This window comes from Providencia sp., from assembly GCF_052096715.1.
Classification (GTDB): Bacteria; Pseudomonadota; Gammaproteobacteria; order Enterobacterales; family Enterobacteriaceae; genus Providencia.
The window spans coordinates 59,697-74,531 of record NZ_JBQDNB010000021.1 but is presented as its reverse complement, the minus strand read 5'-3'; the positions used below and the strand labels follow the sequence as shown (position 1 = coordinate 74,531).

Genomic DNA, 14,835 nt, shown 5'->3' with positions numbered 1-14,835 from the left:
ATATTTCGAGCTGTGGCGTTGTTGGCTTCACTCGGTTACTCGGGTCACATACTTTTGTATGCTTCCCGAGATAACCTCATTTTGCCGCCTAGCCACAACTCAAACTATTTTGAATATTTGTGTGTGGTATATTTCGAGCTATAGAGCACTGCTGGGCCACTAAAATGAATTTTTAGATTGTTTCTATTTATTGTGCAGACAAGGTTTTATTGTAGTTGGCGTATTTGGTCTTTGCTTAAGTTCGTGCTTTCCATAATTAATTCAAGAGAAATACCGGATTTTAACAATTTAGCGGCAATTTCTAATTGGGTTGATTCACGTCCTTCTTTATGCCCTTCCTTATGCCCTTCCTTATGTCCTTTTTTACGTCCCTGATCTTGTAAACGTAGTGCAATATTCATAATAGTTCCTTGATGTTATGAATTTTATTTTTTGCCGTTTAGCCATAACTCGAACTATTTTGAATATTCGTGAGTGATATATTTCGAGCTATAGAGCACTGCTGGGCCACTAAAATGAATTTTTAGATTGTTTCTATTTATTGTGCAGACAAGGTTTTATTGTAGTTGGCGTATTTGGTCTTTGCTTAAGTTCGTGCTTTCCATAATTAATTCAAGAGAAATACCGGATTTTAACAATTTAGCGGCAATTTCTAATTGGGTTGATTCACGTCCTTCTTTATGCCCTTCCTTATGCCCTTCCTTATGTCCTTTTTTACGTCCCTGATCTTGTAAACGTAGTGCAATATTCATAATAGTTCCTTGATGGTTGTGAATTTGATTTGTTAGCTGTTTTATAATTTGAGTAAAGCTATGCGAATCAATTGTATAAAACCAGTAATAGAATATTTTATCGATGTCATCTTCATCATTATAGTCTTGATTTATTGCTTGGGCTAGATTAGCGATTATCTGATTAACATCATCCCGCAAATCTTTATGTTTCATGGCAAGCTCCATCACGGCTATCTTACGGTGTTTCAGTAGTTCATTATCATCAATAACAGTAATATCAATCAAAGGTAAAGGGTTAAAATAAAGTTCATTAGCTAATTCTGGAAATTGGAAACAATGGGTCCACATTTGTGAATAGGGATAAGGCGTGATTTTTCCATTATAGAACAACATTGGAACAACAAAAGGCAATGTTTTATGGCCTTGTTGCAAATGTTGGCTCATAGCAAGAAAGGCATAATGCATGAGACGCCATGTCATTAGTTTATCTGGTACAGATTGGTGCTCTACAAGAACATAAATATAACCGTCGCCATGATGAGTCTCGATAGAATACAGAACATCCGATAAACGAGAACGTAGCTTATGGTCAATAAACGATGAATTGGTAAGTTGTAATGTATTAAAATCACATAATTGTTTAATATTTTTAGGTAAATGAATATCAAAAAAATCTCGCGCATTTCCCACTTTAGACATAAAGCCTTTAAATGCAGAGTCATGGGGTGTGTTATGGTAATCCGTTGTCATACTTGAAACCTTTCCATCTGTTTAATGACTAAAATACTAGCGAAATTTTAGTCTGGATATAGAAAAGTTAGTCCTAAATTTTCATATGACTGGAATAATTAACTTATTGTAATAAATGGTTAATTTAAGGTTTAATAAATAAAATTCCACTTGCTATTCATTTGATATAAAAATAGCGGTTTATGTAATTAAGCAAAACAAAGGTTAGTAAAATGAGTCAGGGAAAACTACAAATTGAAAGATTATTAAATATTATGAATAAGTTGCGTGACCCGCAGGATGGCTGCCCGTGGGATAAAGTGCAAACGTTTAAAACCATAGCACCTTATACGTTAGAAGAAACTTATGAAGTGCTAGATGCAATTGAACGCGAAGATTTTAGTGACTTAAAAGGTGAGCTAGGAGACTTGTTATTTCAGGTCGTATTTTATGCTCAAATGGCTAAAGAGCAGTCTTTGTTTGATTTTGATGATATTTGCCAAGCGGTGAGTGACAAGCTAGAACGTCGTCATCCACATATATTTGATGCTGAAAATCGGCTGAGTAGTAGTGAAGTTATCGCGGGTTGGGAAAAGCGTAAAGCGAAGGAACGAGCAGAAAAAGAACAATTTTCCGTGCTTGATGATATTCCGAGTGCATTACCTGCGTTAATGAAAGCTTATAAAATTCAAAAACGTTGCGCATCCGTTGGTTTTGATTGGGATACCTTAGGTCCAGTTGTTGGCAAAGTACATGAAGAACTTGAAGAAGTGATGGAAGAGGCGACGCAAGTGGTTATCAATGAACAACGCCTTGAAGAAGAATTAGGTGATTTATTGTTTGCTACAGTTAATCTTTCTCGTCATTTAGGTCATAAACCGGAAATGGCACTGCAAAAAGCTTGTCAGAAATTTGAGAACCGTTTTAGACAAATCGAAGAACGTTTGGCAGAAAGTGGCAAATCAACAGAAAGTGCTACACTTGATGAGATGGAGGCTTTGTGGGTTTCTATTAAGCGTCAAGAATAGTGGCTCGTCATATTTCGCACTACAGCGTTGTTGGCTGCGCTTGCTAATCTTAATTTTGGCATGAACTATTTAGGGCTACTAACTGATATCCGTGTTTCAGATCAAAATAAGTTCAAATTCATCTTTTTTAAGGTATACAAAGAGCTGAAAGGATTTAGCTTTTGATTTTAAAGTGTGTTAGTCTTAAGAAATAGTGTTGGATGTGTATTTATCAAGCATAAATATATTTTCTATTTTAACTTGCTGATATTATTAGAGTATTGATGAAAAGTGGCCTTATTGTGCTTAGAACATTTGTAGCGAATTTAAGGTTCGGGTATACTGTTTTCCCGTCCTGTTATATCCATCATCTTTTAAACCTAAACTTTCAGGTTCAGCATGAAAACTAATTATATTTTTGTGACCGGCGGGGTCGTATCCTCTCTGGGTAAAGGCATTGCCGCAGCCTCATTGGCGGCTATACTCGAAGCCCGTGGACTCAATGTAACCATGATGAAATTGGATCCCTACATCAACGTAGATCCAGGTACAATGAGCCCAACTCAACACGGGGAAGTTTTCGTTACAGAAGACGGCGCTGAAACTGACTTAGATTTAGGTCATTATGAGCGTTTTATTCGTACTAAAATGACACGTCGTAATAACTTTACGACCGGACGTGTATATTCAGAAGTATTGCGCAAAGAGCGCCGTGGCGATTATTTAGGTGCTACGATCCAAGTTATCCCTCATATTACTAATGAAATCAAAGATCGCATCATCCGTGGTGGTGAAGGTCATGATGTTGTATTGGTCGAAATCGGCGGTACAGTGGGTGATATTGAGTCTCTGCCATTCCTTGAAGCTATTCGTCAAATGGCGGCAGAGGTTGGTCGTGAGCGTACGTTATACATACATTTGACCTTAGTGCCATATCTTGCGGCAGCGGGTGAAGTGAAAACGAAACCAACTCAACATTCAGTGAAAGAACTGTTGTCGATTGGTATCCAACCTGATGTATTAATCTGTCGTTCAGACCGTGTTATTCCTGCTAATGAACGTGCAAAAATTGCACTGTTCTGTAATGTGCCAGAAAAAGCGGTTATCTCACTTAAAGATGTTGATTCCATTTATAAAATTCCAGCTTTGTTAAAATCACAAGGTTTGGATGAATATATTTGTACACGCTTCCATCTTGATTGCCCAGAAGCGAACCTTTCTGAGTGGGAACAGGTTATTTATGAAGAAGCTAATCCTGCTGGTGAAGTGACCATTGGGATGGTCGGTAAATATGTTGAATTACCTGATGCTTATAAATCAGTGATTGAAGCCCTAAAACATGCGGGTTTGAAAAATCGTTTAACGGTTAATATTAAACTGATTGATTCACAAGATATTGAAACACGTGGTGTGGAATTACTCAAAAATCTAGATGCAATTCTAGTTCCGGGTGGATTCGGTGAACGCGGCGTGGAAGGTAAGATTCTGACAGCACAATATGCACGTGAGAATAAAATTCCTTATTTAGGTATATGTTTGGGTATGCAGGTTGCTCTGATTGAGTTTTCGCGCAATGTTGCCAACATGAAAGATGCGAACTCCACAGAATTTAAGCCTGATTGTAAATACCCAGTTGTTGCGCTGATTACAGAATGGCGTGATGAAGACGGCAACGTTGAAGTTCGTTCTGAAGAGAGTGATCTTGGTGGAACAATGCGTGTTGGTGGTCAAGTTTGTCATTTAGTGAATGGCAGCTTAGTACGTGAAATGTATGGTTCAGAGACTATCACTGAGCGCCATCGCCACCGTTATGAAGTGAATAATATGCTACTGAAGCGTATTGAAGATGCAGGTCTTAAAGTTGCGGGCCGTTCAGTAGACAATAAGCTGGTTGAAATTATTGAGAATCCAAACCATCCATGGTTCGTGGCTTGTCAGTTCCATCCAGAGTTCACTTCTACACCAAGAGATGGTCATCCGTTGTTTGCAGGTTTTGTTAAAGCCGCTGGAAAATACCAGAAAGGTGAGTTGAAATAAGATATGGGGAAGTCAGCAAATCGTTGTTAACTTCCCAAAATTTAACTTGTACTGAGGAAAACCTAATGTCTAAAATTGTTAAAGTGATCGGTCGTGAAATCATTGACTCTCGTGGCAACCCAACTGTAGAAGCTGAAGTTCATTTAGAAGGTGGTTTTGTTGGTTTAGCTGCTGCTCCTTCAGGCGCATCTACGGGTTCTCGTGAAGCGCTAGAACTACGTGACGGCGATAAAGCACGTTATTTAGGTAAAGGTGTTCTTAAAGCAGTTGGTGCAGTAAATGGCCCATTAGCTCAAGCACTGCTCGGTAAAGATGCAAAAGATCAAGCCAACATTGATAAAATCATGATTGACCTTGATGGCACTGAAAACAAATCTAAATTTGGTGCAAATGCAATTTTAGCGGTTTCTTTAGCAAATGCTAAAGCGGCAGCTGCGGCAAAAGGTATGCCTCTGTATGAGCATATTTCTGACCTGAATGGTACTCATGGTCAATATTCAATGCCTTTGCCAATGATGAACATCATCAATGGTGGTGAGCACGCAGATAACAACGTTGATATCCAAGAATTCATGATCCAGCCTGTCGGTGCACCAACGCTGAAAGAAGCGATTCGTATGGGTTCTGAAATTTTCCATCATTTAGCGAAAGTGCTCAAATCTAAAGGTATGGGCACCGCTGTTGGTGATGAAGGTGGTTATGCACCTAACTTAGAATCAAACGCTGCTGCACTTGCTGCGATTAAAGTTGCTGTTGAACAAGCAGGTTACGTTCTAGGTAAAGATGTGACTCTGGCTATGGACTGTGCAGCTTCTGAGTTTTATAACAAAGAAACAGGTAACTATGAGCTGAAAGGTGAAGGTAAAACTTTCACTTCACAAGAATTCACTCATTATTTAGAAGAGTTGACTAAGCAATATCCAATCGTTTCTATCGAAGATGGTCTGGACGAATCTGACTGGGACGGTTTTGCATACCAAACTAAAGTTCTTGGCGATAAAATTCAATTAGTTGGTGACGATTTATTCGTTACTAACACCAAGATTTTGAAAGAAGGTATTGATAAAGGTATTGCTAACTCAATCCTGATTAAGTTCAACCAAATCGGTACACTGACTGAGACTTTGGCTGCAATTAAAATGGCGAAAGATGCTGGCTACACGGCGGTTATCTCTCACCGTTCAGGCGAAACTGAAGATGCAACTATTGCTGATTTAGCAGTGGGTACTGCGGCAGGTCAAATCAAAACAGGTTCTATGAGCCGTTCTGACCGTGTTGCTAAATACAACCAATTGATTCGCATTGAAGAAGCTCTTGGTAACAGCGCGCCATTCAAAGGTTTGAAAGAAGTTAAAGGCCAAGCATAATTTAAATTTTGCTTAGCAAATATCTTTAATGGGAAGCTTAGGCTTCCCATTTTTTATTCAATAGAAAGTCAAAGAAACCAGTTAAATAATCTGTTAATTTGTCGACAAAGTAGATTGTTTTTTATCTTTTAAACTAAAAAACAGTTTAATTGCGCGGTATAGGTCTCATTTTTGGACTATCCACATTTTCATCCCATTCAATTAACTCTATATTCCACGTCTCGTAAATAAATTTTAACAATAATACTCGAAACTAATTTGCTTCCGAGCTACGGAGTTTATATGGACGCTTCTGAATCCTTGACACCAGCAGTAGGACCTACCCCACCAAATAAAAGGGGATGGATTATCTTAGCTGTTGATATAGTAATATTAATTTTACTTTTGAAATATTTACCTTTTGACGATAAAGCCAATGCAGGCTTGGCAATGATGGTTTTTGTGGGAGTCCTTTGGTTAACTGAGGCGATTCACGTTACGATAACTGCTCTATGTATTCCAATTTTAGCAGTTGGTTTAGGGCTAATGAATACTGGTGATGCGCTTAAATCTTTTGCAAATCCGATCATTTTCTTATTTTTCGGTGGATTTGCATTGGCAACCGCTTTGCATATTCAAGGCTTAGATAGATTGATTGCCAATCGATTACTGATGGCTGCTCGTGGACGACTTTCTGTTGCTGTTTTGCTGCTGTTTGGCGTAACGGCACTGTTATCAATGTGGATTAGTAATACTGCAACGGCAGCGATGATGTTACCTTTAGTGCTTGGTATTTTATCTAACCTCGATGTTCGCCATGAACGTAATACTTTTGTGTTCGTATTATTGGGCGTGGCATATAGTGCCAGTATCGGTGGTTTAGGAACGATTGTAGGTAGCCCTCCAAATGCAATCGCCGCTGCGGCGTTAGGTTTAGATTTTCTATCATGGATGAAATACGGTATTCCAATCATGGTAGTGTTGTTACCCATGATGTTTGCTTTGATGTATATGATGTTACGTCCAAATCTTAAACACCGCTTTGAAATAGAATTAGAACAGGTTGAATGGAACGGTAAACGCATCACTGCAATGACTATCTTCTTATTAGCAGTAGTTTGTTGGATTACGAGTACTTTTATTAGTGAAGCACTCGGTGGCATTAAAGATTTAGATACAATTATTGCAATGAGTGCGGCAATTTTAATCGCTATAACAGGTGTTGCGACTTGGTCTCAAATTCAAAAAAATACTGAATGGGGCGTATTAATGCTATTCGGTGGTGGTTTAACTTTGAGTGCAATTTTAAGTACTTCAGGAGCCAGTAAGATTATGGCCGACTGGATGCAATTAACTTTTGGTGAGAGCCACTGGTTTATTATTATTTTAGCTGTTACGACCTTCATTATTATATTAACTGAATTTACAAGTAATACAGCAAGTGCGGCATTATTGGTACCTATTTTTGCAACAGTTGCAGAAGCATTAGGTATGCCTGTAATCGTATTGACAATGATCATTGGTATTGGTGCTTCTTGTGCCTTTATGTTGCCTGTAGCGACACCACCAAATGCAATTGTTTTTGGGTCTGGTTATATAAGGCAAATTGAGATGGTACGAGTCGGTGCGGTATTAAATGTTGCCTGTATCATTGTTATCTCACTATTTGCATGGTTCTTCTGGCTCTAGTAGACACTAATTTAGTATTGTATCTTTAGTATATAACGGCCACATAATTTATGAGGCCGTTTGCATTACTGTACGGGTTTTGCAATGAGTACTTGCTGGTTTTTTCCTATTTGAATTTTTCCTGAACTAGCTACTGAAAAATCAGCATCTCCGCGTAATGAAAAATTCATGGTTTGAATAAGCCCTTTAATATCAATGTTATTTTGCGGACATAAAAAGCTATCTTTACATTGATATTGATGACTTTCAAATGAAATCAAGCGTCCAAGTAGCTTTGCATTCTCGCTTAATTCTAATTGACTACCTTCGCTATAGGGAATACTTGTTTTAAATTTAGAACCTGAACGAATAATACCTTCTCTTGGTGAAATGGAAGCACTTCCCGATGTGCTCAAATAGTTTTGTATGGCAGAGGTAATATTTATCGCATTTTGTAATTTAATTCGATCAGCAAATACGTTTAGTTTAGATAGTTGAATTGGTTGCGCTTGCTGCTGACTAATACTGATTTGACTTGTTGGGCTAACTGAAAATTTTAACTGGCTATAGTCTTCTAATGGTTTAGCTTCTAACTGTTTGTCTTTATTTTTTATATATTGCTTATCCATACTACCTGCGATAAGAGAAAGACTATTGATATTGCTTACGGTTCCATCAACCCATGAAATTCCATTAGGGTTGGCTATAATAAGATTAGCAGCCTGTCCTTTAATACCTAGTATTCCTTGAATTTTACTTTCTTCAGTTCCTGTCACTTCGGCTAATATTAATTTTGCTGCTTTATCAGTAAAGTTAATATTATCACCGATATCATTATTAAAAATAAGTCCGTGCTCATTAGATGATAAACTATCGAATGAATTGAATGAAATATCATTTTTAAGGGGGGCTTCAATATTAATGACTTTCGCTTTGGCTACATCAGATTGAGCAAAGACAGGGAAATTAAAGCAAGATAGAAAAGTAGTTGCTAGACAGATAAAAAAAGCTTCATTATTCATTACATCTCCTTGTAATAATAATCCTAATTGAAGTCATAAACTATAACTCATTTTTTTTTATTCTTGTATCAAAAAATAATATAGGTGTAATGATTTATGTTATTTTATTATTCACATAAAAATTTCATTGTTTTCAATTACAATCTGTTTAGTCGTTAAAATGTTTTTTATCTATAATAAAAGGGAATTAATATGCTTAATGTGATAAATGAAAATGAAAGCAAGGGAATATTTTATGATTCATATTTTAATTCATTTTTAACAATTAAAAATAAAAATAAATTTTCAAATATGAAAAGATATAGTTTTATTTTACAAGCAATTAATGATAAAAAATTAAAGTCAGGCATGATTAGTGGTGTAAGATTAAAAAATAGGCTTGCCAGCTTGGATATTAAGTCATTCAAATCGAACTCATCAGAGTTTGTGATTAAAAATGCAATTAGCTTAGATTGTATCACTAATAAAATAAAAAAATCTTCTATAGTAGATATTCAATTTATTAAAACTAGCAGTTATTCCTATGAAATGGAGTTCGTAATCAATGCTTCAAAGAAAGACGCATCTATGATGGTTGAAGCTTATTTTCTAGGGTATAGCGAGACTAGTCAGTCAAATAAATCACCTGCATATATAGATATACCAAAACATCCATCTAAAACGAAGTTCTTATTTACAGGTACACTTTCTAGCTCTTCAGTAGTTGTTACAGAATTAAATGAAACAACATATCGGGTTTATCATGATGAGAGAGTTAATAGTTCGCTACTCTATGATAATGTAGTGATGGCTGTAGATTATAAGGATTATCAAATTAAAGGTGCTGATGTAGGTATTGGGATGGCATATATGCAATATGAAAATGAAAGCTGGCAATTAGTATTGCAAAAACAAAAGTATGAAGTTATTAGCGGTGTACCAAAAGTTTATTTAAGAGATAATACAACTTCACTTTTAGTTCAATTTCCTTTAATACGAGATCAGATGGAGAATGTAAATAAATTTAAAATAGAACGTGATATGAAACATCAAGAGTTAATTGACGCAGCTAAAGAACTTGGCGTTAATACTGAAAATATATATGATATAGAATATAACCCTGGAGAGTTTTCATTATATAATATGAAAACAAGAACGTGGTCTAAGTTAGTTCAGGAAGTAAAGGATGTAATAAACTTTAAAACTAGCGCTTATTTTGTTGAAATAAATAAAATAAAAATTGAGTTGAGTGAGCTTGAATTTGAATCTGGTTCTCAAATAGATAGATATAAAAAATTAAAAAATGATATTTTTTTGATTGAGACTAAGTGTGACTATTTTAAAGTAAAATATAATAAATTATTATCTGAAGTCTTGATACTTGAAAGAAATTGGCTTTGGTTAAAAATAAAAAATATGGAAGGAAGTAGCTCAGTTATAGATCATAATTATGATGAATCAGTTGAATTAGGCAAAGGTGAGGAGTTTGACTCTTCAGTAGAACAGAGATTTAAATTTTTGCTTATGGATGATGTGAATCGTGATAATAGTCATTTTTTTTATGGTTATAATAATTATAGTAAGATCAGGTTCCCTATTTCTCTGGAAAATTTACCATCACTTGAATTAAAAAGAGTATATTTAAATTGCGAGTTAACAATAGAGCAGAGAGGGGCTTTAAGTCGTTATATTGAAATTGAGTTTGAGAAAGAATATATTGCACTAATTTTAATAAAAGGTGAAAAAATAAAAGAGTTTTTTCATCATTCAGGTTGTGACAATATACGACTTATTCCGCAGGATTTCTATCTACTGTCAGTAAAGGACAATAGTGGTGGTCGTTGTTATCCATTAGTTAGAGCTATGGCGGTAGCGCTAGCTAAAGAAGGGAAAACAGGGGCAGATCATTTAATTGATAAGCTATACTATGCAATATCTTTACCTGATGAAGAAAGTTCTAAACGATTAAAAACAAGTTTAATTACTTTACATTCTAATGTGTTAGCGAATCAAGCATCTATTTCAAATGGTATATTAAATTTGACTGAAATTCAGCATAAAATTTCAGAGTCTAATACAACACAGATGTATTCTCTTAATACGACAAAGCATGCCATGTTGTTAGGGAAAATTGTGAATTCGGAGGGAGCTATATATTATTTTTATGATCCAAACTTTGGGATATTTGGATTTAATGATGAAGCTAAGTTATTTAGTGGAATTAAAGAGTATATGTTAAAAAAGAAAATGGCGGCATTTTATAATGCTATGGGGAATGAAAAAGATCCCAAGTTTGAATTAATTACTATTGATATAGATAAAATGGCAGATGTTCCTATAGGTTCTGGTTTGATTGTTGATGATTTACATGATGCAAATAAATTAAATGAAATAAGTGAACGAAGAGCAAAAGTGAGTTTAGTTGCTGAACAAAAAAATGCTATCTATCATGATCTACAATTACAAGCATCATTACAAGTTATTGATGCAAAACAGTGGGGAGAAAGAATTGATGATGCAGTGAAGCGACTTGCGGATGAAAATCATCTTGATAATAAATGGTTAATTAATTTCTCTAATATTAAAAAATTAGCAGAAGGTGATTATCTAATACAATTTTTGCATCAGGATAAAACTGTGGAGCCTCGCTGGATAGAAACATCAGATAGTACATTTCTGGAATTTTCTCATTATTTTAGTCAACAAATAGATAAAATAAAAAATCATAATACTTTATCTAAAGATAGGTTTATACGAGAAGATAGTATAGATGATGTTGAAGCTGCAGATGGTTTAAATATGGGAATAGAGATTCAAACATTAATTCAATGGGCTAATAATAAAAATCGAGGTTCTTCACTGGGAGCTGAATCTAATTTGGGTATTGCATTAAAAATACATAGTTACGTTGGTTTCACTATGATGTCGCATGGTGCTATAAATGATATGTTTAAAGTGAGTAATGCCGTTAAATTATTATGGCAGGACGATGCCAGTACACTTAAAAGTAGTATGAATACCTTTACTTCCAGTGTAGCTCGGACTGCAAATGAAGGAATTGGACTTATTTTTAATGGCACATTAGTCGGGTTAGATATTTATGAATTGACGCAGTCTGAAACAGAGCCTCAAAAAACTATTTTTGGAACACAACTAGCATTTGATTCTGCATCACTGACGTTTGGTATCGCATCCATGTCGGCTGGTGCCGCTGGTGCAACTGGCGTTGCAGCATTCTGTGGTGGCGGTGGGGTGATATTCGGTGGTTTAGCTATTGGGTTTGCTTCACTTGCCGCAAATTTTGCAACGATTACGGAAGATGCTAAAGCTGTAGGGAGATATTTTTATTTATTGGATAAAGCTTATCAAGGGAATGGATTTGATTATATTTCGGATAGCGAATTTTTAGTGGCTCGGCAAGGGGGGATAATAGAGCTAATTGATTTTAAAAATAGCCGTATGGTCTTTGGTAGCCAGTATATATATCGTTCAGGAGAACATGAAGAAGGTGGGGGGGAGCGAAATTATTTTTTTTGGCCGTCATATGCGAATGTGATAAATCATGACAGAGAAGATTCATTAAATGTTCGCGAAGAAATGGGATATATAGAAAATACGCATTATGTAGATTATAATAAATCCAAGGCTATTATTTTACCGAATACACCTCGATCTTATATTAATTATGAGCATAGTATGCTACCGGGTTCAACTAGTAGAAATGATTTAGGATTTAATATTTTGAGAAGAATAGAGGGAAGTGAAAAATTTGATTTTGATTATTATACATTTCCATCTGAGTATATCATATCTAGTATTAAGCAAGAATATATTAAAACAAAAATTGATATTATATTAGATGATAATGAAAGACATTTAATTGTCCCGACGTTACCTAAAGAATGGCATGGGTTATTAAATTATAAAATAGAAGGATTTAATAGTAACTATCAAATTTTTCTTAGTGAGGGCGTAGAATTAACATTGCTAAGTCATGAATTTAATAATAAGAAATCTAATTGGATTATTAACGTAAATTCATTGCCAAATAATAATGTTGAATTTTATTCAGGTAAAATAAAAGTTGGGGGTGTAACTATTAATCTAATATCTCCTGAAAATATCGGCTCGATTATGATTGTTGGTAAGAATAATGAAACTAGTTTTGTGGAATTAGACCATAAAATGGTAAAAATTATTAAAGAAGATGCTAGTAACTGGACAGGAAATCAAGAATCGGTTGATAAACATTTAAATATTTTATCTAAAAATCATCGATTATATGAGAAATATATTACGATAGATAATTATCAGCATAATGGGATTGATATAGGTAGAGCCTTTTACGATGTTGAAAAGAGTAAAATGTTTTATATTGAACCAGGCTATGCATCGGGGGAAAATGCGGTATTATCGCTAGTCGCGGATGGTCATGCATACATTAGCTTACCAGATGAGTCAGTTTTTTTTATTATTGATATCGATTCAAATAAAACATTGGTCAAGTACTGTTTTGACAATGATTTTGGAGAAAAAATTAAAGATATTAAGATATGGAAAATGAACAATTATATTTATATGAGCTGCATTTCAAAAGAAGATAGTCATGAAATTAAAAGTGTGTATCAATATAGTAATAATACACTTAACCTAGTGAGTGTATCTACTAGGGGGAAGATTTCATCTTATTTTGATTCGGAACAAGTTGATATATTTAAGAATGAGATGAATAAAAATGAGATGTTGTCTATTTTATATCCTAAAATGGCATTTAATTATGATGTTAAAGGTAAACGGCTAAAAAATAAAGAAGTAAAACTATCTGATACCATTATGCTTTTTGGAAAATTAAATAGTAATGAAAATATACGAGTTTGGTTACGGATAAAGGATTGTGTAGTAATAAAGGCCAATATAAAAAAAGATATTTCATATAAATTAGCTAATCAAGAGAATAAAAAAGTATCGCATAGTGATGTATATGAGGATTTAATTTATATTAATAGTCAATATAATGATGAAGGAGAAGAGGTTTTTTATTTTTATAATTCTAGTGATCATACTGTTTATTGGCAAAAAGGTTTACCTTTAGAGCTTCAAGATGACAGTGGGCCTATTGCGCAAGCAATTGATCTTAAAAATGTGATTAATGCTATTAACTGGGAGGGCAATTGCATGGCAATAACCAAAGATGGAGGTATATATCATATATCAACTACTGGGCTGCCGAGTATCATAGCAGTAAATGAGTTGTGGTTAAAAAAATACAGTATGTGGTTTAATGAACTAATGGTTCGTGTTGATAATGATACTATTATTTCAATTTTTGGATTAACGGATAAAAATAATGATTACTCCCTTTATGCTTGGTATGTAAATGAGGGACTTTTTGTTTCTACTGAATTTTCTTCGAGTAAAAAATTAACTTTTTTAGGTTATGATAGTTTAAAGGAGTCGATATTTATTTTTGATAGAGAGAATGGAAAATTATATTCACAAAAAAAAATAAATTCTATCATTGTTAACCAAGCATTTTCAAATGAAGGTGCTTTGATATATCCAGACCTAATTAACAGTCCTAGTCAGCTATATTCTGAATTTAAAATTAAAGATATAAAAAGGAGTGGTGAAAATTTAATTTTAAAAACCTCAAATGATGATGTGATTATCCATGTTATTAATAGCTCAGTTAATAAAAATAGTCTTGATGAAAAAAGCTCAATTTTTATTAAATCGGGTAGCAATGTTGATAATTTTTTAACTATGTATAAAAGTAGTGGTATTCGAAAAATTATTTTTAATGGTAAAGAGGGGCATGATACCTACATTATTAGTGAGTCAATGTGGAAAGAAAGTGAAACAATTATTATTGATAATAATGCTATCGATATGAAGACGGATGACCTTGTATTGATAATAAAAGATCTGAATCAAGTTGTAGTTGATCGAAATAAAGATGATCTAGTTTTTTTTGATGTGAAGTATCAGACAAAATTAATTTTTCGGCAAGTATTTGGCCCTCAGGCAAAGCAGCACCAACATTTAAATATAATCTTACCTAATGAAGAAGAAAGCGTCAGACTTGATAAATTAATAGAAGTATATCAATAACGTGGGCCCCTTATGACATTGCAGACTTATTATAGTAATGAAGATGTTACTACCTCTACTTTGATTGAATCTACATCGTCTATAGGAGCGGATAAAGATATCGGGATGGTTAGTGGTTTTAAAACAACAGAGCTATTAAGTAGAACAACTAATCTTTCAAATCATCTTTTTGGAAGAGGAATGTAAGTATATTAATCTATAA

General features: G+C 34.4%; 9 protein-coding genes. 6 read left to right on the top strand and 3 right to left on the bottom strand.

Annotated features, from left to right (window positions below; all coding sequences use genetic code 11):
• Positions 1 to 206: 206 nt before the first annotated feature.
• The gene (locus ACTH6U_RS15365) at positions 207 to 401 is read right to left on the bottom strand and encodes a hypothetical protein (RefSeq protein ID WP_441832554.1); all 195 of its coding nucleotides are present in this window, start codon (positions 399 to 401) and stop codon (positions 207 to 209) included.
• Positions 402 to 557: 156 nt separating this feature from the next.
• Positions 558 to 1,484 (bottom strand): Rpn family recombination-promoting nuclease/putative transposase, encoded by a 927-nt coding sequence (locus ACTH6U_RS15360; protein ID WP_441828813.1) that lies wholly within the window; start codon positions 1,482 to 1,484, stop codon positions 558 to 560.
• 212 nt (positions 1,485 to 1,696) lie between these two features.
• On the opposite strand from ACTH6U_RS15360, the gene mazG reads away from it, so the two are divergent.
• From mazG to ACTH6U_RS15340, 4 genes are all read left to right on the top strand, one after another.
• Positions 1,697 to 2,491, top strand: coding sequence for a nucleoside triphosphate pyrophosphohydrolase (gene mazG / locus ACTH6U_RS15355; protein ID WP_294104883.1), 795 nt, complete (start codon positions 1,697 to 1,699; stop codon positions 2,489 to 2,491).
• A gap of 378 nt (positions 2,492 to 2,869) precedes the next feature.
• Positions 2,870 to 4,507: a glutamine hydrolyzing CTP synthase gene (gene pyrG, locus ACTH6U_RS15350; protein WP_294104881.1), complete on the top strand. Its 1,638-nt coding sequence runs from the start codon at positions 2,870 to 2,872 to the stop codon at positions 4,505 to 4,507.
• Positions 4,508 to 4,572: 65 nt separating this feature from the next.
• Complete coding sequence (gene eno / locus ACTH6U_RS15345) at positions 4,573 to 5,874, top strand: phosphopyruvate hydratase (RefSeq protein ID WP_294104879.1); 1,302 nt, start codon at positions 4,573 to 4,575, stop codon at positions 5,872 to 5,874.
• A gap of 282 nt (positions 5,875 to 6,156) precedes the next feature.
• Positions 6,157 to 7,542, top strand: a complete 1,386-nt coding sequence (locus ACTH6U_RS15340; protein WP_294104876.1) for a DASS family sodium-coupled anion symporter — start codon at positions 6,157 to 6,159, stop codon at positions 7,540 to 7,542.
• 65 nt (positions 7,543 to 7,607) lie between these two features.
• Here the strand turns inward: ACTH6U_RS15340 and ACTH6U_RS15335 are convergent, their stop codons facing one another.
• The gene (locus ACTH6U_RS15335; RefSeq protein WP_441832553.1) at positions 7,608 to 8,543 is read right to left on the bottom strand and encodes a two-partner secretion domain-containing protein; all 936 of its coding nucleotides are present in this window, start codon (positions 8,541 to 8,543) and stop codon (positions 7,608 to 7,610) included.
• A gap of 192 nt (positions 8,544 to 8,735) precedes the next feature.
• Between ACTH6U_RS15335 and ACTH6U_RS15330 the strand changes: the two genes are divergently transcribed.
• On the top strand, positions 8,736 to 14,633 hold the full coding sequence (locus tag ACTH6U_RS15330; protein WP_441832552.1) for a TcdA/TcdB pore-forming domain-containing protein: 5,898 nt from the start codon (positions 8,736 to 8,738) through the stop codon (positions 14,631 to 14,633).
• A gap of 12 nt (positions 14,634 to 14,645) precedes the next feature.
• On the top strand, positions 14,646 to 14,819 hold the full coding sequence (locus tag ACTH6U_RS15325) for a hypothetical protein (RefSeq protein ID WP_441832551.1): 174 nt from the start codon (positions 14,646 to 14,648) through the stop codon (positions 14,817 to 14,819).
• The last annotated feature ends 16 nt before the right edge of the window (positions 14,820 to 14,835 follow it).